17 protein-coding genes are annotated in these 23,575 nt (G+C 63.7%); 8 read left to right on the forward strand and 9 right to left on the reverse strand.

The genetic code is table 11. The annotated features are described in order from the left end of the window. Positions 1–525: 525 nt before the first annotated feature. Both VWZ85_RS08800 and VWZ85_RS08805 read left to right on the forward strand, forming a co-directional pair. A complete protein-coding gene (locus VWZ85_RS08800) occupies positions 526–1,188 on the forward strand; it encodes a hypothetical protein (protein ID WP_416587880.1) in 663 nt (220 codons plus the stop codon). A gap of 81 nt (positions 1,189–1,269) precedes the next feature. Then, a complete protein-coding gene (locus VWZ85_RS08805; RefSeq protein ID WP_416535239.1) occupies positions 1,270–3,846 on the forward strand; it encodes an HWE histidine kinase domain-containing protein in 2,577 nt (858 codons plus the stop codon). Positions 3,847–3,932: 86 nt separating this feature from the next. On the opposite strand, the gene VWZ85_RS08810 is transcribed toward VWZ85_RS08805, so the two are convergent. The 8 genes from VWZ85_RS08810 to VWZ85_RS08845 form a co-directional block, all read right to left on the reverse strand. After that, positions 3,933–7,148 carry a 2Fe-2S iron-sulfur cluster-binding protein gene (locus VWZ85_RS08810; protein WP_416587882.1) on the reverse strand — a complete coding sequence of 1,072 codons (3,216 nt, stop codon included), beginning with the start codon at positions 7,146–7,148 and terminating at the stop codon, positions 3,933–3,935. 149 nt (positions 7,149–7,297) lie between these two features. Beyond that, positions 7,298–8,071, reverse strand: a complete 774-nt coding sequence (locus VWZ85_RS08815; protein WP_416587885.1) for a LamB/YcsF family protein — start codon at positions 8,069–8,071, stop codon at positions 7,298–7,300. Then, complete coding sequence (locus VWZ85_RS08820) at positions 8,068–9,123, reverse strand: biotin-dependent carboxyltransferase family protein (RefSeq protein ID WP_416587887.1); 1,056 nt, start codon at positions 9,121–9,123, stop codon at positions 8,068–8,070. The genes VWZ85_RS08815 and VWZ85_RS08820 overlap by 4 nt, the downstream gene beginning before the upstream one ends. Continuing rightward, positions 9,120–9,872, reverse strand: coding sequence for a 5-oxoprolinase subunit B family protein (locus VWZ85_RS08825; protein WP_416587890.1), 753 nt, complete (start codon positions 9,870–9,872; stop codon positions 9,120–9,122). Before VWZ85_RS08825 ends, VWZ85_RS08820 begins: the two co-directional genes overlap by 4 nt. 248 nt (positions 9,873–10,120) lie before the next feature. After that, positions 10,121–10,900 (reverse strand): class II glutamine amidotransferase, encoded by a 780-nt coding sequence (locus VWZ85_RS08830; RefSeq protein WP_340546834.1) that lies wholly within the window; start codon positions 10,898–10,900, stop codon positions 10,121–10,123. Beyond that, on the reverse strand, positions 10,900–12,369 hold the full coding sequence (locus tag VWZ85_RS08835) for an aminotransferase class V-fold PLP-dependent enzyme (RefSeq protein WP_416587892.1): 1,470 nt from the start codon (positions 12,367–12,369) through the stop codon (positions 10,900–10,902). The genes VWZ85_RS08830 and VWZ85_RS08835 overlap by 1 nt, the downstream gene beginning before the upstream one ends. 191 nt (positions 12,370–12,560) lie before the next feature. Next, positions 12,561–13,904: an aspartate aminotransferase family protein gene (locus VWZ85_RS08840; protein WP_416587894.1), complete on the reverse strand. Its 1,344-nt coding sequence runs from the start codon at positions 13,902–13,904 to the stop codon at positions 12,561–12,563. Beyond that, positions 13,901–14,707, reverse strand: coding sequence for a 3-keto-5-aminohexanoate cleavage protein (locus VWZ85_RS08845; protein WP_416587897.1), 807 nt, complete (start codon positions 14,705–14,707; stop codon positions 13,901–13,903). The genes VWZ85_RS08840 and VWZ85_RS08845 overlap by 4 nt, the downstream gene beginning before the upstream one ends. Positions 14,708–14,948: 241 nt before the next feature. Between VWZ85_RS08845 and VWZ85_RS08850 the strand changes: the two genes are divergently transcribed. The 6 genes from VWZ85_RS08850 (at position 14,949) to VWZ85_RS08875 (ending at position 22,666) form a co-directional block, all read left to right on the forward strand. Continuing rightward, a complete protein-coding gene (locus VWZ85_RS08850) occupies positions 14,949–16,346 on the forward strand; it encodes an aspartate aminotransferase family protein (protein ID WP_340546830.1) in 1,398 nt (465 codons plus the stop codon). A 142-nt stretch (positions 16,347–16,488) separates the two neighbouring features. Continuing rightward, a complete protein-coding gene (locus tag VWZ85_RS08855; protein WP_416541217.1) occupies positions 16,489–17,070 on the forward strand; it encodes a GNAT family N-acetyltransferase in 582 nt (193 codons plus the stop codon). A 160-nt stretch (positions 17,071–17,230) separates the two neighbouring features. Further along, on the forward strand, positions 17,231–18,706 hold the full coding sequence (locus VWZ85_RS08860; RefSeq protein WP_340546828.1) for a PLP-dependent aminotransferase family protein: 1,476 nt from the start codon (positions 17,231–17,233) through the stop codon (positions 18,704–18,706). A 275-nt stretch (positions 18,707–18,981) separates the two neighbouring features. Then, the gene (gene xsc / locus VWZ85_RS08865) at positions 18,982–20,757 is read left to right on the forward strand and encodes a sulfoacetaldehyde acetyltransferase (RefSeq protein ID WP_416545313.1); all 1,776 of its coding nucleotides are present in this window, start codon (positions 18,982–18,984) and stop codon (positions 20,755–20,757) included. 5 nt (positions 20,758–20,762) lie between these two features. Next, on the forward strand, positions 20,763–21,509 hold the full coding sequence (locus VWZ85_RS08870) for a TSUP family transporter (RefSeq protein WP_416535248.1): 747 nt from the start codon (positions 20,763–20,765) through the stop codon (positions 21,507–21,509). Further along, positions 21,506–22,666, forward strand: coding sequence for an acetate/propionate family kinase (locus VWZ85_RS08875; RefSeq protein ID WP_416587900.1), 1,161 nt, complete (start codon positions 21,506–21,508; stop codon positions 22,664–22,666). Before VWZ85_RS08870 ends, VWZ85_RS08875 begins: the two co-directional genes overlap by 4 nt. Positions 22,667–22,703: 37 nt before the next feature. Here VWZ85_RS08875 and VWZ85_RS08880 read toward each other — a convergent pair whose 3' ends face one another. After that, entirely contained in the window at positions 22,704–23,555 is an 852-nt protein-coding gene (locus VWZ85_RS08880; protein ID WP_416537390.1) for a phosphate acyltransferase, read from the reverse strand. Between the last annotated feature and the right edge of the window lie 20 nt (positions 23,556–23,575).

A 23,575-nucleotide genomic window follows, 5' to 3' on the forward strand; every position in this document is an offset into this window, starting at 1 on the left:
CGGTTTTTTGACATTTTCATGAAGTTTCCGGCAAAAAGTCATATTATCAAGCAATATCAGACTGTTACACATCCATATTCGACAGATTAACCCAGCTTCCGTGATCCATTCTGCCCGCAACCGCTGGGACGATCACCAAAGATCCCCCCGCTCATATCTATATATAGAGGTACGCACGCCCGGGACCACTAAACGCCTGCCGACTCGCGCTCATCCGACTCGGTGTCTCAGCGCGTCACGCGCCCCGAGCACGGGACTCTCAGCGTAAAAAGTCCACGCAGCGGCCCCCGGCTCGCAAAATCGACCCGCGCCGCGAGGTCACTATAAAGACTATGGCTTGTGTCGTCGCACCATCATAGGCTTTGGTGGAGCCGCAGCCGGGGCGGGGCGGCATCGGTCAGAACACTGGTCAATGTCCTCCTCATCGCCCGCCGACTGCGATGGAAGGCACGACCCGCCCGGGCCCGCTGATGCCTGGGCTGCCACGGAAACAACAGCGCAATCGCGGAACCACGACAAGAGACGATGAGAGACCTTCCCCAACCCCAGTCCGCGCAGCGAGCGGCGGAGAGCCGTGCGTCAGCAGCCCCCCCGGCACCTGCCCCCGGCCAAGACGGAGCGCGTGCGACGAATGACGGTTTCCGCCACATGCTGCGCCGGATCACCCGTATGGAACATGACGCGGCAGAGCGGGCCTTTGCCCCGTTTCACGAAAGCCCCCTGCCCCATCTCGCCTGGTTTCTCAGCTGTCAGCATACTGCGCTCTACGCACTATCGCGGAACAGCGGCGGCCAGACCGGTCGCGCCAGCCCGCTGCTGGCAGCGCTGATCGACGCCCTGCGCGCGGATTGCGCCGCCATCGGGCGACAGCCGGCCGTCATTGCAGAGGATACGCCAGAGCTGCACCCCACAGCCGTCGACTATCTGGTGCTTGGCTCGCGCATGGGCAATGAGGTGCTGCGCCGCCGCCTGAGCGATGCCGCAGGACCGGGGGAGCTGCCTGACTATTTCAGACCGCGCGACCATCTGGCGCCATGGCGGGCAACATGCGATGATCTGGATCATCTCCCCCCCGATGGCGCGCTGGCGCATCGGATCGTGGCGGATACCCGCAAGGGGTTTGACCTTTTCCAGACCGCCGCCCGGCTTACACCGTTCGGCACCACGCCGATTGAATTACCCGCTTGATATATAAGACTGCTGAGAAGACTGCGCGGATCGGACAGCGCGCATGATATTGATAACATCCCAATAAAAAGGGCCTGTATAATGGCTTTGGAACAAACCGTTTCCACCACGACCCTGACCAACTGCGATCGCGAACCCATTCATCAACTGGGCCGGGTGCAATCCTATGGCGGGCTGATCGCCTTATCGACCGATTGGATCGTGCAGCATGCTTCGGAGAACCTGCAGGAAATCCTGGGCATCGCGGCTGAGGAGGCCATCGGCCAATCGCTGGCAGGGCTGATCACCGAGGCGGCCTTCAGCCGCATTCGCCGCAATCTGGGCGCCTTGGAAGCCCCGGACAGCAGCCTGCGCTTTTTTAACATCCCGCTGAAGACCGGCGTTCAGGCCTTTGATATCAGCATCCATCAGAGCGGGCGCCATCTGGTGGTGGAGTTCGAACCGAAGTTCGACCGCAGCGAGCGCGATGTGATGTCGGAGATCTATCCGCATTTCTCGCAGCTGCGCCGCGATGAGGGTATCGCCCGACTGGCGCAGGGGGCGGCACGGGGGCTGCAGGCGCTTTCCGGTTTCGACAGCGTGATGGTCTATCAGTTCCAGCCCGATCAGTCCGGCCAGGTCATTGCCGAGGTGCGCAGCGACCGGACCAAGAAATACGAAAACATGTTCTTTCCCGCCTCCGATATCCCGGTTCAGGCACGCGCGCTCTACAAACGCTCGCTGCTGCGGCTGATTGCGGATGTGGATGATGCCGGATCACCGATCACCCCCGCCTTCAAGATCGACGGCGCCCCGCTGGACCTGTCGCTGGCGGTGACGCGCGCCGTGTCGCCGATCCATCTGGAATATCTGCGCAACATGGGCGTGCGTGCCTCGATGTCGGTGTCGATCATGAAGGATGGCGAGCTTTGGGGGTTGTTTGCCTGCCACCACAATCGCCCGCGCTACATTGATTATGAGCGCCGCACCGCGATCGAGATGTTTGCCCATGTCTTCTCCTATGAGCTGAGCCAGTTCGAGACCAAGCAGCGCAGCCGCGAAGAAAAGAACATGAACCGACTGCAAACGCAGCTGATGGCGATGCTGGCGGATGGCCGCCCGTTCAAGGACAGCCTGATATCGGTGTCCGAGGATATTCAGGACGTGATCCCGCATGACGGGCTGGTGCTCTACTCAGATGGCGACTTCCAGGCCACCGGCCTCACCCCGACCGCCGAGGAAACCCGGTCGCTGGCGCGGATGCTGGATCTGACCATCGGCACAACCGCCTTTTCCACCAACCAGCTGGAGAGCCTTCACGAACCCGCACGCGACTACATCGACCGCTGCGCAGGCATTCTGGCGATCCCGATCTCCAAACGCCCGCGCGACTATCTGATCCTGTGTCGGCGCAAGATCTCGCAGACCGTGGAATGGGCGGGGGATCCGACCAAACCGATGGAGGTCGGCCCCAATGGCGTGCGCCTTACCCCGCGCAAGAGCTTTGAGGCCTGGCAGGAAACCGTGGAATGGCGCAGTGTCCCCTGGGCAGAGGAAGCCCTTCACAGTGCCAATCTGCTGCGCACCGTGCTGCTGGAAATCTTCCTCAAGGTGACCGAGGCCGCCAATGCCGAACGGGCGCGGGCCGAGGAACAGCAGCAATTGCTGATCTCCGAACTCAACCACCGGGTCCGCAATATCCTCAACCTGATGCGCGGGCTGGTCACCCAGACCAAGGGAACGGCGCGCACGCTGACCGAATTTACCGACAATCTTGATGGCCGCATCCATTCTCTGGCACGCGCCCATGACCAGCTGACCAGCGAACAATGGGAGCCCGCCTCTCTGCGCGCCCTTATAACCTGCGAGCTGGAGGCCTATACCACCGGGCGTCCTGATGAGGTGGTGATCAACGGTCCTGACGCGCTGATCTTGCCGACGGCGTTCACCACGCTGGCGCTTGTCCTGCATGAGCTGACCACAAACTCCGTCAAGCACGGCGCGCTCAGCAACGGGGTGGGCCGGGTCATCATCACCCTGAAGGAAGAAGACAGCGGCGCGCTTCTGATCGACTGGGTCGAACGGGGCGGGCCACCGGTTGCCCCTCCCTCGCGGCGCGGATTTGGCTCCTCGATCGTGGAGAATTCCATCCCGCATGAGCTGAAGGGCGATGCCAAGATCCAGTACAAGACCACAGGTCTTGAGGCATCGTTCCGCATTCCCACCCTCTACCTGCACAAGATCGTCGATGAGACAACTGTCGCCAAGACCACCATCACGGTGGATCCGGCCCAACAGGCCGCGCAGCTTCAGGGCAAGGCGCTGGTGGTTGAGGACAGTTTCATCATCGCCATGGATCTTACCGCAATGCTCGAAGATATGGGTTTCTTCGAGGTCGCCAGCGCCTCCTCCGTCGGCAAGGCGCTGGACGCACTGGCGGAGGGCGGCTTTGAATATGCGGTGCTGGACGTCAATCTCGGCTCCGAACAATCGGTGCCGGTGGCCGAGGAGCTGGCCCGGCAGGGCATCCCCTTTGTGCTGACCACCGGCTATGGCGAGGTGCAGGATATCGTCGATATCTACCCGCCCTGCCCGATTGTGCAAAAACCGATCTCCGAAAGCGCGCTGGCCACGGCCCTGATCCGCGCAGGCGAGATGAAGGCCGCAAGGGATAGCTAAACCGCGACCTACCAGCACGATACGGGCCGCGCGATGTCACGCGCGGCCCGTTTTACTTGCGGTCGGCTGACGCCTCCGCGCAGCGCTCAGAGATCCACCTCGATCACGCCGCCCTTTTCTGCGGCCCGTGACTGGCACAGGATCACCGCGCCCTTGCGCTGCGCCTTGGACAGCACGAAATCGCGGTGTTCCACCTCGCCTGAAACCAGCCCGCATTTGCAAACACCACAGATGCCGTCGGAACATTTCACATCAATATGAATGCCGTTCTCCGCCAGCACATCGGTGGCGTTTTTCTCCGCAGGCACCAACACCTCACGCCCCGAGCGCGCCAGCTTCAGCGTGAAGTCGTGGTTTTCATACTCCGGCACCTCCGGCACCGAGAAATACTCAAGATGGCGCGCCTCCTCAGGGAAGCCCTGCCGCTCTGCCGCCTCCATCACCCCACTCATGTAGCGATCCGGCCCGCAGGTGTAGACATGCCAGCCGTCCTGATACCCTGCCAGCAGCTGGTCCAGATCGGCGCGGCTGCCCTCATCCGAGACATGCACCCGCACATTGTCCGCCCAGCGCATCGCTGCAAGATCGTCGAGATAGCCTGCATCCTTGCGCGAGGGGACGGAGTAATGCAGCTCAAACGGCTGTCCCAACTCATGCAGACGATGCGCCATCGCAATCATCGGCGTGACACCAATTCCGCCCCCCATCAGGAAACTGCGGCTGGCCTCCTCCACCAGTGGGAAATGGTTGATCGGTTTGGAGATAAAGACCCGCCGTCCCTTAGTGAAAATCCGGTGCAGCAGCTTCGATCCACCTCGCCCCACATCCTCGCGCAGCACACCGATCTGATATTTCGAGCGGTCCGCCGGGTCACCGGACATGGAATACTGGCGCAGGAACTCCGGTGCCACCACGATGTCCAGATGCGCGCCCGCCGTCCATTCGGGCAGGGGGCTGCCGTCGAGGCTCTTGAATTCGTATTTGGTGACGCCATCGCTCATTACCTCGACATTCGACACCTCCACCCGCAGAACCGGGCTGTCGCTGTCATTGGTATAAATGTGATCCCAATCGCCGGTCTCGCCGCGGGCGCGCCGGGCCTTGTATTCCTCAGCGGTGATCATCGCCTGATAGGCCTCAATCCCCGCCTCCCGGTCCATAGGAAACGGATAGGGCCAGGGATGCGGCGCCAGATGCGCGGGGTAAACCGCCAGCGTCTGATCCTCATAGCGCAGATCCAGATCCTTTTGCAGCGCGCGCGCATTGACCGGGTGGCGCGTCGGGCGATAGCCGCCGTCCTCTTCCAGCTCCAGATCCCACCACCATTTCTTGGCCGGGTTCATCTCGCCATTGCCAACCATATCGTCAAGCTTGGCCAGCGCAGGCGCCGCCGCTGGCAAATTCATCGCCGCCCAGCGGAAGGGTTTTTCCTTGAATATCCCCTCCAGATTCCAGGGGCAGGTTTTCATACACCGCCCGCACATCGCCCCACCGGGCGTGGTGATCCGGTAGGTGGTGCATTTCTGACTGTCCGACTTCCAGATTTCATAGCCATTGAACATCAGCTTCGGCCCAGCCGTGATCGCCCCCGACGGGCATTCGCGCGCACATTTGTTGCAGGCCTCGCAAAACGCCTGCAGGCCAAAATCAATCGGCTTGTCATGCGCCATCGGCATATCGGTGGTCACAACCCCAGACTTCAGGCGCGGTCCGAGGAAGGGATTCAGGATCACCTCACCAATCCGGCTCACCTCCCCCAGCCCCGACAACAGCAGCAGCGGCGGTTGCAACACCTCACCATCCATCACCGTATGGGCCTTCGCCTTGTAGCCGAGGTTGCGGATCTGCCGCGCAATCACGCCGCCCAGCAGCGAAAACCGCAGATAGGCCCGCATGGACTGCGCCACTGCAATCCAGTCGTCCCCCGAGGTGCCCTCGGTGGTGTCAAAGCCTTGATCGACAATCATCGAAATCGCCTGATCATGTTCCGGGTGGATCTCGGCGCCGGTGGCGTCATGGCTGTACCAGGTCCACTCCGGGCAGCGGCTGATCCCCACCGCATCAATCCCCAGCCAATAGCTCGCCGCCTTGATGTTGGCCGCATTGCGCTCCGCATCCGTGGGGCGCGGTGCCTGCGTGGCCGGCGCACCATCCTGCAACAGCACAAAGGCCCCCAGCATCCGCCGCTGCGCCATCGAAGGCGCGGCCTTGCGCACGTAGAACCCGCCGGTTGCGGCCTGCTGGTTGGTCTTGCCCATGTCACCGAACTGGCTGCGGGCAAACATATCGGCGCGTTTTGGCACCCGCGCCACACGGGCCTCGTCGATATAGGTGGTGGGATCCTCCACCCGCTTCAGCGTTTCAAACGGATGCGGGCCATCGCGGAAATCGCGGCGGGCAAAGGGGTCGCCATTCAGCGCTGAGCGTTCCGACCCGATCCCCAGCCACCATTTCGGCCCCTTCACCTGCATCACCGGTTGCAGATCCTGCGGCAACAGCGGCTTGTCCTGCGCCATGTCGAAATCGGTGGTTACAACCGCAACGCCAAACCGTGTCCCCAGATAGGGGTTCACCAGCTTGCCATCCTCAACCGTCGCAAGCCCCGCCGCAACGGTCAGCTGATTGAGATCCACATCCGCCGACGTCCCGGTATGCGCCTTGGCATCCCAGCCCAGCAGACGGATGTAATTCGCCAGCACCACCGCCGTCTCCGAGGCCCGCAGACAGGCGCGGTGCCGCTCGGCCCCCTCCAGCCAGTCGCAGCCCACCTCCTCCGGGCGCGGGTCGCGCGGCATGTCGTACAGGAACACAATCGAATGGGTGTGATCGCCGATGGTGGTCGGCGGCGCCTCCATCGCATCGCGCAGATCCGCCATGATCATGTCGATGCCAGAGGCCAGCGTCTTGGTCTGGCGGGTCTTCAGGTCGTGGGCCAGACGGTCGATATCGGGGTTGCGATAAGGCACGTGCAGCCGGGCAGAGGCAGGCATCGGCCCGATCCCCACCATCGCCGCATCGCTGAAATAGCCAAAGGCCTTGATATGATCGGCCCGCTCCTGCGGATCGCTCGGGCAGTCAGCCTGCGCCTTGTTGACCAGCCCGTCGCGGATCGCATCCATCATCGCCTGATATTCGCCCATCGCATTGACGATAGAGGCAGGCATATCGGGCCGGGCAAAACTCAGCCGTTGAAATGGCGGCACCGCCGTCAGATCCGGCATCACCCCGGGCTGCAACCGCTCCATCGGAAAGGGGCCCAGATGTATGGGGCGTGAGCGGGTCGAGAACAGACGAAGAGGCATGGCAGGGACCTGATACAGGGATGGGCTGCCACAGGTTTACTCCAGAAATCGGAGATTGGAATAGGCTCCAACATCCAATTTATATACTCAGCGGTACAAACTACTGATATACATCAAAATTATTCACATCCAATTTCACATCACCCTGCCTAACCGCGGCGGCCCTCAAAGGCACGGATAGCGATTCCACCGTCAGAGAGCGACTGGCGCACCGAACGGGCCAGCTGCACCGCCGTGGGCGTGTCGCCATGCAGGCAGATGGTGTCGATGGCCGTGGGAATGCGGGCGCCACTCTCCGTGATGATCGCACCTTCCTCGACCATCTTCAGGATCCGCGGTCCCGCAATCTCCGGGTCATGGATCACCGCGCCGGGCAGCGACCGGTCCACCAGCGTGCCATCGTCATTATAGGCCCGGTCGGCAAAGATCTCACCGCACCAGTTGCAGCCCAGCTCGCGCACCACCTCCTCCATGGCGGTGGCGGCCAGCACCATGATGATCAGATCCGGGTCCAGATCCAGCGCCGCCTCATAGCAGGTCCGCGCCATGCCGTGATCGACGCAGGCCATATTCGACAGGGCGCCGTGCAGCTTCAGATGGCGCACCTCGGCGCCCGCTGCCCGCGCCATGCCCTGCGCTGCGCCCAGCTGGTAGCGGATCAGATTGGCCAGCGTATCCTGCGGCACCTGCATCTTGCGGCGGCCAAACCCCTGCAAATCATCGAAACCGGGATGCGCGCCGATCCCGACGCCATGATCCCGCGCCAGTGCCATGGTCGCGGCCATCACATCCGGGTCGCCCGCATGAAACCCGCAGGCAATATTGGCCGAGGAGACCACGTCAAGCAGGGCTGCATCATCGCCCATCGTCCAAGGTCCAAAGCTTTCGCCCATATCGGCGTTCAGATCGACGGTTTTGCTCATGTCTCGGCTCCAGGCTCATCTCGGGGTTCAAAAGGATCCGCTGCGGCGGAAACCATGCCACCAATCAACTGATAGGACAGAAGGTCAGCCATATCAGCCGGATCGCGCAGCAACGGTCGGCAGGCAGAGGGAAGCCGCGCCAGCGCCGCGTCATGCGCCGCCTGCTGCGCCAGCCCTTCGGCCAGCGAGACCCAGCGAAACCGCAGCACAGCCCCAGCCGCCGCCTGAACCGCCCGCGACAGATCGCAGGGCAGAACCGTACCGATCCGGGGATAGCCGCCGGTGGTCTGCGCCTCGCGCAGCAGCAGGAACGGGCGGCCATCGCCGGTCATCTGCACATCGCCCGGCACGATGACCTCCGACAGCACGTTCAGCTGCCCCGCTGCGGCAAATCCCTCGCCCTCGGACATCAGTTGCAGCGCCATGCGGCTGGCGCGCCGCCCCGGCGTGAACGGCGTCTCGGCAAAGCGCCGACGCACCGCCGGGTCAAAAAGATCGGACTGGAAACTCTCGACCAGCCGCAGCTCGCCGCCGGAGAACCGATCCGCCACATCAAGGCAAAGCCCGGTCACCCGCCGCGCCGCCGGCGTCGTCTCCTCGCCAACCGGCAGGATATCGCCCTCGGCCAGCGGCGCGCCAAGGGCTGCCACCAGATGCGTCGACCGTCCGCCCAGCCGCTGTGGTGTGGCCAATCCGCCGCCCAGATGCAGATAGCCATAGACGCCGCGCCGGGCCGCGCCGATCTCCAGCCGCTGCCCCGGTTCAATCCTGTGCGAGCCGTTCCAGACCAGCGGCGCACCATCCAGCGTAGCCTGCATCTCGGCGCCGGTCAGAGCAATCCGCATGGGTTCGGTTGCCTCGAACAGCCCGCCCATGCCGGCCATCTCCAGCGCCGCCAACCCGGCATCCTGCCGCAGCAGCGCCGCGCCCTCGGCGAGCGCCAGCCGATCCGCCGCGCCGCCCTGCGACAGCCCCTGCCCGATATAGCCAACCCGTCCGCCGTCCTGCACCGTGCAGGAGGGACCGATCCGCAGAACCCGCAGCGCTCTCATGATGTGACCTCGCTGACAATGGCCCCGCCCTGCGGCGCACCGGTCTCGCGCAGACGCAGGAACTCGGCCGTTCCGACCGGCTCGAACTGCAACTCATCCCCCGCCCGCAGCGCAAATGGATCGGCGGCTTCGGGTTGAAACAGCGTCAGGCCAGTCTGCCCGACATGGCGCCAGCCGGTCGGTGACGCGGTCGAAAACAGGACGAACTGGCGGATCGCAAGCACCAGCGCCCCGACCGGCACCTGAGGGGTGACTTCGCTCTGGCGCGGGATGTCCCAATGTTCGCCCAAAGTGCCCAGATAGGGCTGCCCGGGGGCAAATCCGATGGTCAGCACCCTGACCCGCGCCGCGCCCAGCTCGTCAATTGCCGCCTGTTCGCTCAGGCCCGCCAGATCCGCCGCCTCGGCCAGCTGCGGCGCAAGCTCGGTCCCATAGACCGTGGGCACCCGCCAGAACCGCCGCCCCTGCGGCAAGGGCGCTTGGCGCCAGTCCCGTGTCTGCAACAGATCCGCCAGCGCCGCGTGCAAACGCTCATGCGGCAGCTCTGCCGGGTCAAACCGCACAAAGACCGAGGCCAGCGATGTCGCGGTTTCCACCACGCCGCTCAGCGCCAGATCGTCGACCGCACCGCGAAACGCCAGCGTGGCGCGATTGGTGGCCTCATCCAGCTGATCGCCAAAGCTGACCAGCATACCGGACAGCCCGACATTTCGGATCAACGGGTAGGTGGGTGATCCCTCACGCGACATGGTTCCTCCGACACAGGTCCGGGCGCCGGACCACCCCTGCCGGGCGGCTCAGCTATCCCCGTCCATTTTCGCCACAGGGTTGCGCTGCATCGTAGGGATAGTCAACCGGCCTCTTCCCGCGATCCCCCTGATATATCGGAGGGCGGGCAGAGGCCCAGTTTAGGGGCCAGTCAATAGCCCGGTCAAAGGCTCAGTTACAGGCAAGATCTGAGACCCGTCAGAGCCCCCGCTCTGACCCGCCCGGATGGCTACGCCGCCAGCGCCGCCGTGAACGGCAGCTCGACAACCCGCCCCCCTTCGACGACCAGCGCACGGTTCGGCTGCACCTCGATCCAGTTCCGGGTGTCGCTGTCCAGCGGCTCGGAGGTGACAATCACCCCCTCATCGTAGATCCGGTAATAGAGGCTCGGTGCGTATTGATCAGAGGCATAGCGCGCCGCAAAAAGCCGGGTGCCATCGGACCAGCAGGCGCCAAACCGCATATGCGGCGTGGTGCCATGATCGCGCGACACCGCTTCGACCTGCTGTACCGCCGCCGCCACCGCGCCAATCGGGTCCTCATCAAGCCCAAGCCCAAGCGCGATCAGGAAAATCGCCTCACTCTCGGTGCCGCCCAGACGGTGATCGTAGAAAGCATCCGGGATCATCGTATCCAGCCGCTTGCGGAACATCATATGCCCACCGGCCTGACCATTGTGCATGAAGCTCCATTTGCCACTGGCAAACGGATGGCAGTTGTTGCGCGAGGTCGCCGTCCCGGTCGAGGCGCGCACATGCGCCAGAAACAGCCCGGTCTTGGTGTGGCGCGAAATCTGCGCCAGATTTGGATCGGACCAGGCCGGATGCGTATCCTTGTACAGACAGGGTTCGGGCCGGTCCGAATACCAGGCCATACCAAACCCATCAGCATTGATCGGCGTCTTGCAGATCAGCGCGTTACGGCACTGATGCACCAGCGAATGTTCCGGTACGAACACCAGATCCTCAAGATAGCGCGGGGCCCCGTTCCAGGCGAGCAGACGGCACATTATGCCACCTTCGGCGCAAAGCGCGCGGTAGAGACATCGACGTTATAGCCCTCGCAGAACCGCTGCGGATCCTGCGCCAGGTCCCGCACCGCATGGATGATCGCGTCGGCTTTCTCATCGCTCAGCGTGGCGGAGAAGTTGAGCCGCGTCCAACCCGGCTTCTCGATCTCCTTGCCACCCAGGATGGCCGCCCGCATGGCGCGGGACTGCACCTGCCCGATGTTCAGCAGCCGATGCGCATAAGGTCCGGCACAGGCGCAGCCGCCGCGGGCCTGAACGCCATAGTGATCCGACAGCATCCGGGTGAACAGCTGCTGGTGGATCGGCGCGCCGGTCTCCGGGTCCTGCACCTGAAACGAAAAGATCGGCAGCTTCTGCTTAGCGTTCGGATTGCCAAGGATTTGCAGATTGGGCAGATCCTGCCAGGCCGCCAGCGCCCGCTGGCGCAGCTCTTCCTGCCGCCGGTCCATAAACGCCTGACCCATCGCCTCCTTGACCAGCAGGCAGAGCGCGACGCGGATATCGCCCACCACATTGGGCGTGCCGGCCTCTTCTCGGGCGGCAAGATCCTCGGCGTAGTCATGCTGCCAGGGCGAAACGAATTTCACCGTGCCGCCACCGGGCAGCGTCGGGCGTGTGCTGGCCACTGCCGCCTTGCGCAGGATCATCACGCCGGATGCCCCCGGCCCGCCCAGGAATTTATGGGCGGAAAATACAATCGCATCCTTCTCGGCATCGGTGCCCGCCGCCATATCCATCGGCAGATAGGGGCCACCGCCCGCATAATCCCAGACCACCCGCGCGCCGTACCGGCGCAGCAACCGGCTGACCGCATCGGTGTCGGTGACAATCCCCGTCACGTTGGAGGCCGCTGAAAACGCCCCCACGATCAGCCGGTCGCCGCCTGCCGCCCCCTGCAAGACCGCCTCCAGCTCCGCCATGTCCGGCCCACCCTCGGCCGCTTCGGCAATCTCCACCACCTCGGCGCCGCTTTCGCGCCAGGGCAGGATGTTTGAGTGATGCTCATAAGGGCCAAGGATCACCAGCGGCCGCTGCCCCGCCGCCACCGCGCCGGACACCCCCAGCAGATGCACCAGCCGGTTCAGACCCGCCGTTGCACCCGATCCGGCAAACACCGTGGCAAAGCGATCATCGGCGCCGCAGATCCGCGCAATCGTCTGCCGTGCCGCGCCACGCAGCCGGGTCATGAAGCTGCCGCAATAAGACGCCTCGGTGTGGCTGTTGGCATAGAACGGCAGCACCTCCGTCAGAACGAAGTCCTCAACCTGCCGCAGGGCGCGGCCAGAGGCGACATAATCGGCGTAGATCATCTTGACCGGCCCATTTGGCCCCGGCAGCTCGGCCCCCTCACCAATGACACCCGCACGCAGGCGCTCCAGACAATCCGCCCCGGCAAGTGATGCGCGAAAGCGATCAAGAAGGTTGGCAGGGGCGATATCTGTGGTCATTTGATCGGTCCTCTTGGAGTTATGCAGAGATACTACCAAGAAGATATGAAGAAACATCACTCATATACTGCGTGAGCACATCATTCTTTTCACATAATGATCTCAAAACCTGCCAGTCCGCCGATCAAAACCTGCGCAATCCGGCTACGACCCACCAACGTGATCGCCAAACGACCGAGTCGCCCGCGATCTCACCTGGTTCCAGAGCCCGAAGCAGGCAGAACCTGCGCCAGCGCAATCTTCAGCTTGTCAGTGATCTCGCCGATCTGATCCTGCGTCAGGATGAAGGGCGGCGCGAGCAGGATATGATCGCCGTTGCGCCCATCCCGCGTGCCCGCCATCGGATAGCAGATCAGCCCGGCCTCGAACGCGGCCTTCTTCAGCTTGCCCGCAATACCGAGGCCGGGATCAAAGGGCGTCTTGCTCTCCCGGTCGGCCACCAGCTCGATCCCGCGGAACAACCCGCGCCCGCGCAGATCGCCAACATGAGGATGCTGGCCAAAGGCCTCGACCAATGCGCCATGCAATGTCTCGCCCATCTCGGCGCTGCGCTGCACCAGCCCGCGATCCAGCAGCGCCCGCACCACTGCCAGCCCCGCCGCCGTTGCCACCGGGTGCCCGATATAGGTGTGGCCATGTTGGAAAAACCCGCTGCCGCCTTCAATGGCGTCATAGATCCGGCGGCTGCACAGCATCGCGCCAATCGGCTGATAGCCAGCGCCCAGCCCCTTGGCGATACAGAGGATATCGGGCGCAACACCATCCGCCTCGCAGGCAAACAGATGCCCGGTGCGCCCCATGCCGCACATCACCTCATCCAGAATGAGCAACACGCCATATTGGTCGCAGATTTCGCGGATACGCTTGAAATAGCCCTCAACCGCAGGCACCGCGCCGGATGTCGCCCCCACCACAGGCTCCGCCATGAAGGCCATGACCGTCTCAGGCCCAAGCCGCAGGATCTCCGCCTCCAGCTCATTGGCGACACGCTGGCCATAGTCATAGCTGCTCTCGCCGTCGCCCCGGTCAACATATTCATAGCAGGGCGCGATATGCGAAATATCAATCAACAGCGGCGCAAACTGCTGGCGTCGCCATTCATTGCCGCCCGCCGCCAGCGCCCCCAGCGTGTTGCCGTGATAGCTCTGCCTGCGCGCGATCACATGACGCCGCGCGCTGTCGCCGCGCTCCAGATGATACTGCCGCGCCAGCTTGATCGCGGCCTCGGTCGCCTCGGATCCGCCAGAGACGAAATAGACCCGGTCCAGATCCCCCGGCGCCTGTGAAATCAACAGATCCGCCAGCGCCTCGGCCGGTTCCGAGGTCATGAACCCGGTATGGGCAAAGGCCAGCTGGCCCACCTGCGCCTGCACGGCGGCAATCACCTCGGCATCGGAATGCCCCAGACAGGACACCGCCGCGCCGCCGGAGCCATCGAAATAGCGTTTGCCATTGGCATCAATCAGATAACAGCCATCGCCCCCAACGGCAGTGGGCAGATTGGCCTTGGTGTGGCGCGGAAAAACATGGCTCATGGCTGAGCTCCTTGATCATTGAAAACAGAGCGCGCACAAGGCAGATGCCCCGCCGCACCGGCACGTTCGACAAAAGCCGCGACAGAGGCCGCGTTGTCAGAATACTCCGAACCGTCCGCAGCCTGGGTATTGTTTTCAAACCCGATCCGCAGCCGCCCCCCGGCCTCAAGCCCCGCCAGCAGGCAATCATGTTCCCTATGGCCAAAAGCGCAGAGCCCCCAGTCCAGATCCAGATCCGCAGTTGCCGCCAGAAACGGGCGCAGCTCCGACGGATGGGCCAGACGCGGCGGCGCGTAGCGTCCCAGAACGAATATCGCTGACCGCATCGCTGCGGGAATCCGCCCCGCAGCATAGCCCGCCCGCAGCAGGGCCACACAGTTCAGGTCATAAAGGATATGCTGCACCTGTGTCCCGGCCTCGGCGCAGATCGCATAGGCCCGCGCCGCCAGATCCGCATCGCGTGCCAGCTCCCGCACCGAGATCGAGGCCGCCGCCGGACGCAGCGCCTCCAGACAGGCCAGCTGATCGGCCACTGCAAAAATGCCGGCACTCTCGGTGGTGATCTGGATCGTCATGCCCGGCGCGGCCTCGGCCACCGCCGCCATCGCCGCGCGGTAGCGCCCGGCATCCAGCGAATGCCCCCCGTCCCGGTCGCGCACATGCAGATGCAGCGCATCCGCCCCGGCGCGCTGACAGGCCGCCGCCGTCGCGGCAATCTCCGCCGTACGCAGTGGCAGACCTGCATGATCCGCCTGCTGCCGCCGTGCCCCATTGGGGGCCACCATCAGATGATATGTCGTCAACGCGTCGCTCCGCCTGTGTCCTGCACCGATCTGGCGCAGAACAACACACGTTCTCAATCCGGCAATTCCAGAACATATGTTTTTTACAGAACTCATCCGCCAGCTCCGCGTCTGGAGCTAAATTGCGCCGACAACTGGACCTAGAGCAAAACGTAAATATAGCGTTTCGTAGTGACAGGGCGAGTCTGGCCAGCCGACCGGTGGCGGATCGCATTTTCGAACAACTTGGAAAGGGCATGTCATGGATGGCACGTTCAATGAAAACGACCTGAGCCGGGTCATCGCCGCCGACAAGGCCAACGTCTGGCATCACCTGATCCAGCACAAACCGTTTGAGGAAAACGACCCCCGCATCATCGTCGAGGGCAAGGGCATGCGGGTCTGGGACCAGAACGGCAAGGAATGGCTCGATGCCGTCTCCGGCGGTGTCTGGACCGTCAACGTCGGCTATGGCCGCGAGGAGATCGCCAAGGCGGTCTACGATCAGCTGATGAAACTCTGCTATTTTGCCCAGTCGGCAGGGTCCATCCCCGGTGCACTGTTCGCCGAGAAGCTGATCTCGAAAATGCCGGGGATGAGCCGGGTTTATTACAACAACTCCGGCTCCGAGGCGAATGAGAAAGCCTTCAAGATGGTGCGCCAGATCGCGCACAAGAAATACGGCGGCAAGAAAACCAAGATCCTCTACCGCGACCGCGACTACCACGGCTCGACCCTCGCGACGATGTCCGCAGGCGGTCAGGAAGAGCGCAATATGCAATACGGCCCCTTCGCGCCCGATTTCGTGAAGGTTCCCCACTGCATGGAATACCGCAAGCACGAGCTGGGTCTGGAGCATCTCTCCGGCAAGGAGTTCGGGATTGCCGCCGCCAACCTGATCGAAGAGGTCATCCTGCGCGAAGGCCCCGACACCGTCGGCGCGCTCTGCCTTGAACCGGTGACCGCAGGCGGCGGCGTCATTGAGGCGCCCGAAGGCTACTGGCCGCGCGTGCAGGAGATCTGCAAACAGTACGACATCCTCTTGCACATCGACGAAGTGGTCTGTGGCGTTGGCCGCACCGGCACCTGGTTCGGCTATCAGCACTACGGCATCCAGCCTGATTTCGTGACCATGGCCAAAGGTGTGGCCTCCGGCTATGCCGCGATTGCCTGCCTTGTCACCACCGAGGAGGTCTTCAACATGTTCAAGGATGACGCCAGTGATCCGATGAACTACTTCCGCGATATCTCCACCTTTGGCGGCTGCACCGCCGGTCCTGCGGCTGCGCTGGTCAATATGCAGATCATCGAGGATGAGAACCTGCTCGACAATTGCACCGCCATGGGCGCGCGGATGAAGGCCAACCTCGAGGCGCTGATGGAGAAACATCAGGTCATCGGCGATGTCCGCGGCAAGGGTCTGTTCCTCGGCGCCGAACTGGTCGCTGACCGCGAGACCAAGGAACCGGTGGACGAGAAACTGGCGCAGGCGGTTGTGGCTGAATGTGGCAATCAGAACGTCATCATCGGCGTGACCAACCGCTCCATTCCGGGCAAGAACAACACCCTGTGCTTCAGCCCCGCGCTGATCGTCACGCCGGAAGACGTGGACAAGATCACCGACGCGGTGGATGTGGCCCTGACCAAGGTGTTTGGCTGATCACCCCCCATCAGGCCTGATAAGTCAGGCCTGACAGACCGGTCCAATCTGGCCTGATCGAAAAATCCAAAGGTGGCCCTTACCACAGGGCCACCTTTTCTGCATCTCTGGGTCGGATGTTTCAGATCAAAGGTGCGCAACCATGTGGGCGTCTCCCCTGCCGCTGACGGGCAAGACCGTCAGCCTCACCCCGCTTCTGCCCGATCACGCCAGCGATCTGGCAGAAGCCGCCGCCGACGGTGACCTGCACCGGCTGTGGTACACGACAGTGCCCGCACCGCAGGATATCGGGGCCGAAATCAGCCGTCGTCTTGCCCTGCAACAGAGCGGCAAAATGGCCCCCTTCGCCGTGCTGGATCAGACAGGTCGCGCGGTCGGCATGACCACCTATATGAACATCGACGCCGCCAACCGCAGGCTGGAAATCGGCTCCACCTGGTATCGCAGATCGGTGCAGCGCAGCGGGATCAACACCGAATGCAAACGGCTGCTGCTCACCCATGCGTTTGAAACGCTCGGGGCCATCGCAGTGGAGTTCCGCACCCATCGTCTCAACCGCCAGAGCCGGGCCGCCATCGAACGGCTCGGCGCACAGCTCGACGGGATCCTTCGGGCGCATATGATACTGGCCAATGGCACCCTGCGCGACACCGCCGTCTATTCCATCACCGCCGCCGAATGGCCCACGATCCGCGCCCACCTGCAACATCTGTCAGACAGGTAACCCGGCCCAGTACGGAAGATCCGCTTTCTCACCATCACCATCATCACGGGCAAGATGCGGCATCACGGGCCAGACGCGGCGGCTGGGTTTTCCTCCGCAAGCGTGCAAAAAACACGTAAGTCCAGATTGCACCCCATTTATGTCCAGCCTACAGTGATTCATGGCTATCTCTGTCGACACCTTCTTTCTGAACCCCGACGCGCAAGGCACCCTGCAGGCGCAAATCCAGGAAATGATTGCCGAGGGCATTCTCTCCGGCCGCCTGCGGGTCGGGGAAAAACTGCCGTCCTCGCGCAAACTCGCCGCGCATCTGGGCATCAGCCGCATCACCGTGACGCTGGCCTACACAGAGCTGCTGGCCAATGATTACCTGATCTCCAGAGGGCGGTCGGGCTATTATGTCTCTGAAAACGCGCCGGTGCCGCCCAGCTATGCGCCCTCGCAGAAATCGGCCGATACGGTCGACTGGGCCTCCACCATCGTCGGCAACTACTGCGGCGGCGATACGCCCCGCAAACCGCAGAACTGGCGCGACTACCGCTATCCCTTCATCTACGGGCAGGCCGATGCCACGCTGTTTGACCACGCCAACTGGCGGCTCTGTGCCCTGCGCGCGCTGGGGCAAAAGGATTTTGCGGCCCTGACCAACGACTATTTCGATCAGGACGACCCGCTTCTGGTGGAATATATCGCCCGCCATACCCTGCCCCGGCGCGGCATCTCTGCCCGGCCCGAGGAGATCCTGATCACCCTTGGCGCCCAGAACGCGCTCTGGCTGGTGACCCAGCTGCTGCTGGGACCGGGCCGCAAGGCCGCGCTTGAGGATCCGACCTATTACACCTTGCGCGATCAGCTGGTCTATCGCGGCTGCCAGATCGACTGCCTGCCGGTGGATCACGACGGGCTGCCCCCGGATGCCATTCGCGATGACACCGATGTCATCTTCACCACCCCCAGCCACCAGAGCCCGACAACCGCCACCATGCCGATGGCGCGGCGCAAGCAGCTGCTGGAACGCGCCCGCGAGATCGACGCGGTGATTGTCGAAGACGATTATGAGTTTGAAATGTCCTTCCTCGGCGCGCCCTCCCCCGCGCTGAAGTCGCTCGATGCCGATGGCCGGGTGGTCTATGTCGGCAGCTTCTCTAAATCGCTCTTTCCGGGGCTGCGCCTTGGCTATCTGGTCGGCTCCGAGCCATTTATCCGTCAGGCCCGCGCGCTGCGCGCCAATGTGCTGCGCCACCCGCCCGGCCATGTGCAGCGCACCGTGGCCTATTTCCTGTCGCTCGGCCATTACGACGCCCAGATCCGCCGCATGGCCAAGGTGCTGCATGACCGCCGCTGCGTGATCGAAACGGCGGTGACCGATCACGGGCTCAGCGTCGCCGGGGTCGGCGTCTACGGCGGCTCTTCCCTCTGGATGCGGGCCGAGGATCACGTGGACACTGCGGTTGTTGCCCGATCGCTGGTTGAAAAAAGCGTCCTGATCGAACCCGGCGCGCCCTTCTTTGCCGCCGAACACCGCAAACAGAACTATTACCGGCTGGGCTATTCCTCGATCCCGTCCAGCCGGATCGAGCCGGGTCTGGCGCTGCTGGCCGATGCCCTGCGCCCCTGCCGCGCAAAGGCAGGCTAGCCCTGCAAGGCAATCCCACCCGGACCGCCCCAAAGCCTGCCCGGTGCCTGCCCCAAGCGTGCCTGAAGCGCCATCAGGCCGCGATCAGAACGCGCTCGGGACGTGCCGTGCCTGCGCCCCGTTTGCCGCCGCAGCGCAGCATTCGGCACGCCCTGGAATACTGGTCTTAATCCAGCCCGCGAACTGGCCCTAACCGCCCCTCGCGCGGCGGAATACACCAGAGTCATCCCGGCCTTTGTGCCGGCCCTATTGGCGTCTCATCAGGAGAACACGCGATGAAAATGACCACCGAGGAAGCATTTGTAAAAACACTGCAAATGCACGGCATCCAACATGCGTTTGGCATCATCGGCTCGGCCATGATGCCGATTTCCGACATCTTCCCCGAAGCCGGCATCACTTTCTGGGACTGCGCCCATGAAGGCTCCGGCGGGATGATGGCCGATGGCTACACCCGCGCCACCGGCAAGATGTCGATGATGATCGCCCAGAACGGCCCCGGCATCACCAACTTCGTAACCGCCGTCAAAACCGCCTACTGGAACCACACGCCGCTGCTGCTGGTCACCCCGCAGGCCGCGAACAAGACCATCGGTCAGGGCGGTTTCCAGGAAATGGAACAAATGCGCATGTTCGCCGACTGCGTGGCCTATCAGGAAGAGGTCCGCGACCCCACCCGCGTGGCCGAAGTGCTGAACCGTGTGATCATGAACGCCAAACGCGCCTCAGCACCTGCGCAGCTGAACATCCCGCGCGACATGTGGACCCAGGTCATCGACATCGAACTGCCCGCCATCGTCGAATTCGAACGCCCCTCCGGTGGCGAAACCGCTGTCAGCGATGCGGCCAAACTGCTCTCCGAAGCCAAGAACCCGGTGATCCTGAACGGTGCCGGTGTTGTCCTGTCCAAGGGCGGCATCGCCGCGTCGAAAGCACTGGCCGAGCGTCTGGATGCTCCGGTCTGCGTGGGCTACCAGCACAACGATGCCTTCCCCGGCAACCACCCGCTGTTTGCAGGTCCGCTGGGCTACAACGGGTCCAAGGCCGGCATGGAGCTGATCAAGGACGCCGACGTCGTCCTCTGCCTCGGCACCCGTCTGAACCCGTTCTCCACCCTGCCGGGGTACGGCATGGAATACTGGCCGGCCAATGCCAAGATCATTCAGGTCGATATCAATCCCGACCGCATCGGCCTGACCAAGAAAGTCTCCGTCGGCATCATCGGCGACGCCGCCAAAGTGGCCAATGGCATTCTGGCGCAGCTGAGCGACACCGCCGGTGACGCGGGCCGCGACGAACGCAGGAACCGCATTGCGGAAACCAAATCCCGCTGGGCGCAGCAGCTGACTGAAATGACCCACGAGGACGACGATCCGGGCACCACCTGGAACCAGCGCGCCCGCGACGACAAACCCGACTGGATGAGCCCGCGCATGGCATGGCGCGCCATCCAGCAGGCCCTCCCCCGTGAGGCGATCATCTCCTCCGACATCGGCAACAACTGTGCCATCGGCAACGCCTACCCCTCCTTTGACGAAGGCCGCAAATACCTCGCCCCCGGCCTGTTCGGCCCCTGCGGCTATGGTCTGCCCGCTGTCATCGGCGCCAAGATCGGCTGCCCGGACACCCCTGTCGTCGGCTTCTCCGGCGACGGCGCATTCGGCATCGCCGTGACCGAGCTGACCGCCATCGGCCGCGAGGAATGGCCCGCCATCACCCATGTCGTGTTCCGCAACTACCAGTGGGGCGCGGAGAAACGGAACTCCACCCTGTGGTTTGACGACAACTTCGTCGGCACCGAGCTGGACGAGCAGGTCTCTTATGCAGGCATCGCCAAGGCCTGTGGTCTCAACGGCGTTGTGGCCCGCACCATGGACGAGCTGACCTCGGCACTGGCGCAGGCCATCGAGGACCAGAAAAACGGCAAGACCACCCTGATCGAAGCCATGATCAACCAGGAACTGGGGGAACCGTTCCGCCGTGACGCCATGAAGAAACCGGTCCGCGTGGCAGGCATCGACAAGGCCGACATGCGCGAACAGCAGGTTTGACGCAAATGCCCCTGCCTTTTGATCTCTCAATGGGCGCGGGCGCCTTTCTGGCCGCCGCATTGTTTGCGGCGGCCTTTATCCGCGGTTACTCCGGCTTTGGCTTTTCCGCGATCTTCATCATCCTTGCCGCTCTCATCACCAACCCGCTGCCGCTGATCCCTGTGGTCTTTGCCTGCGAGATTGCGATGACCGTCTTTCAGGCGCGCGGCATCCGCCCCCATATCGACTGGCGCAGATCGGCGGCCCTCTTGGCAGGTGCCGCCGTTGCCACCCTGCCCGCCGTGGCCGTGATGGCGCGCCTTGGCCCGGATCAGGCCCGGCTGGTGATCTCGGTGCTGATCTTTGCGCTCAGCCTGCTCCTGCTCAGCGGCTGGAGCCTCGCGCGGCCCATCGGCACCACCGGTCATGTCGCCGTGGGTATGGCCTCCGGCATGGCCAATAGCGCAGGTGTCGGCGGTCTGCCCGCCGCCGCCTTCATGACCGCGCAGCCGATCCCGCCTGCGGTGTTTCGCGCCACGATGATCGTGTTTCTCACCGGCATCGACCTGATGGCCCTGCCGGTGATGTCCGCCCATGGGCTGACCGGGCCGGACACGCTCTGGGGGGTTCTCCTTGCCTTTCCGATCCTTGGCGCGGGCGTCTGGGTCGGTTCACGCGGCTTTGCGCTCGCCGCGCCGCATCTGTTTCGTCGCTATGTCGTCACCCTGCTGGCGGCTCTGGCCGCCCTCAATATCGCGAAGGTTGCGCTATGAGCCCCCGATCCGCCGCTGATATCCTGATCCTCAATGCAGGATCCTCCTCGATCAAATTCGCGATCTTCGACGCCGACCTCACTCAGCGGCTCGCCGGTCTGGCCGAGGGGATCGGCACGCCGCAATCGCGCCTGCGCATCGCGGGCGACAGCCGGGACAGCCAGTTCCCCACCCATGCCGAGGCGCTGGCGGCCATTCTGGCAGCGCTGCCGGACCATGGCATTGATCCCACAGATCTGGCCGCCGTGGGCCACCGGGTGGTGCATGGCGGGCGCAAGCTGACCAAGCCGGTGCGGATCACCCCCGATATCCGGGCCGAGATCGCCGACTGCACGCCGCTTGCCCCGCTGCATAACCCCCATAGCCTTGCCGCGATCGACACCATGGCCGCCACCGCACCCGATCTGCCGCAGTTTGCCAGCTTTGACACCTCGTTTCACGCCACCAACCCTGAGGTCGCAACGCGCTATGCGATCCCCCGCGTGGAAGAGACCAAGGGCATCCGCCGCTACGGGTTTCACGGTCTGTCCTACGCCTCGCTGGTGCGGCGCCTGCCGGAGATTTCCGGCGCCGCCCTGCCCTCGCGCCTGCTGGCGTTTCACCTCGGCAATGGCGCGTCGCTCTGTGCGATCCGCAATGGCCAGTCCGTTGCCACCACCATGGGCTATTCGCCCCTGGATGGCCTCACCATGGGCACGCGGTCAGGCGGGATCGACGCCAATGCGGTGCTGCGCCTGGTCGAGGACAACGGCCTCGACCGCACCAAAGCGATCCTCAACAACGAAAGTGGCCTGCTCGGCCTGTCCGGCGGCAAATCCGACATGCGCAACCTGATGCTCGACCCCAGTGCTGACAGCGCCTTTGCCATCGAACATTTCTGCTATTGGAGCCTGCGTCATGCGGGCAGTCTGATTGCCGCAATGGAGGGGCTTGATGCCATCGCCTTCACCGGCGGCATCGGCGAAAACGCGGTGGGTGTGCGCGCCCGCATCCTGCGCGGTCTGGAATGGATCGGCGCGCGGATGGATGTGGATGCCAACCACGCCCGCAAATCGCGCCTACATGCGGCCAGCTCCAAGGTGGCGATCTGGGTGGTCGAGGCCGAGGAAGAGCGCCAGATCGCCATGGATGCCCAGACCCTGATGGGGACGCCATGATCGCCGCCCCCGCCCTCCTGTCATCTCACGCGCCGGATCAGATCTGCGCCACCGTCAGAACGGTCGCCGCCACGATATCCTCGACCGAGGCGCCCCGGCTCAGATCGCAGACCGGCTTGGCAAAGCCCTGCAAGAACGGCCCCAGCGCCTGCGCGCCACCCAATTCCTGGCAGAGTTTGTATCCGATGTTGCCCGCATCCAGCGTCGGGAAGATTAGCACATTGGCCTTAACCGGGGCGATGCCCTTCTTCTCGGCAATCCCAGGGTTCAGCGCCGCATCCGCCTGCACCGGACCTGCAAACCCGCTGGCCTCTGCCGCCGCGCGCACCAGCGCCACACTGTCGCCATCGCCCGAACTGCCGGTGGAAAACGACAGCATCGCAACCCGCGCAGCCCCCAATAGCGCCTCGGCAGAGCGCGCAGAAGCCCGTGCAATATCAGCCAGTTGCGCGGCATCCGGCGCCACGTTGACGGCACAGTCGGCAAACACCAATTCGCGCCCATCGGGAAAGATCATCAGGAAAAACGACGAGGCGGTGCTGACCCCTGCATCCAGCCCGATGCCGATGCTCGCAGCTTCGATCACCCGGCGCGTGGGCACATCCGCACCCGCCACCATCGCATCCGCTTCGCCCGCAGAAACCATCGCGGCCGCGCGGTACAAGGGTTTTGCGAGCATCCGCTTGGCAATCCCCTCTTTCATGCCGCGCGCGGCCACCAGCACCTCCACATGCGCGTCAGACAGCGGCGCCAAAGGCACCGCCTCCACCAGCCCCGCGCGGGTCAGCTGGTCGACGGCGGCCGCCACTCTGGGATCGTCCATTTCGGGGAACACCACCCGCGCCTTGCGGTTGCGGGCCTGCGCATATGCCTTTTCAAGTACAGTCATTTTTATCTCCCTTGCGGGGA

Origin of the sequence: Phaeobacter sp. JH20_29, from assembly GCF_048056175.1 — a bacterium.
Classification (GTDB): domain Bacteria; phylum Pseudomonadota; class Alphaproteobacteria; order Rhodobacterales; family Rhodobacteraceae; genus Phaeobacter; species Phaeobacter bryozoorum.